General features: G+C 67.2%; 1 protein-coding gene. It reads left to right on the top strand.

What is annotated here, in order from left to right; genetic code table 11:
- The coding region (locus GQB03_RS22700) for a transposase (RefSeq protein WP_200832428.1) at positions 1–411 on the top strand (411 nt) is incomplete at both ends.

Raw genomic sequence — 411 nt, 5'->3', positions numbered from 1 at the left:
AAGACGGTGCGCTACTGGCTGCGGCAGTCCGAATGGAGGCCGTACCGCCGGGCCGGGAAGGACGAGACGGTTCTGTCGGCGCATCGTGCCTGGCTTGTTCGGCGGGCACCGCAGGTGAGCTACTCGGCGCGCATCCTGTATCAGGAACTGGTGTCCCAGCGCGGGTACCAGGGCGGCTACGACACGGTGAAGATCGCGGTGCGTCCGTTGCGCGAGGAAGCGGCACTGGCGGCGCTGACCCAGCGCCGGTTCGAGACCGGGCCGGGGCAACAGGCGCAGATCGACTGGGGCCAGATCAAGGTGCGCTTCGAGACGGGAGCAGCCGTGGTCCATATCTTTGTGATGACGCTCGGCTACTCGCGGCGCGCCTACGTCGAAGGTTTCGAGCACGAGCGGCTCGCTTCTCTGCTG

It is taken from the genome of Cognatazoarcus halotolerans (assembly GCF_009800965.1).
GTDB lineage: Bacteria > Pseudomonadota > Gammaproteobacteria > Burkholderiales > Rhodocyclaceae > Cognatazoarcus > Cognatazoarcus halotolerans.
This window is presented reverse-complemented; position numbering and strand designations above follow the sequence as displayed.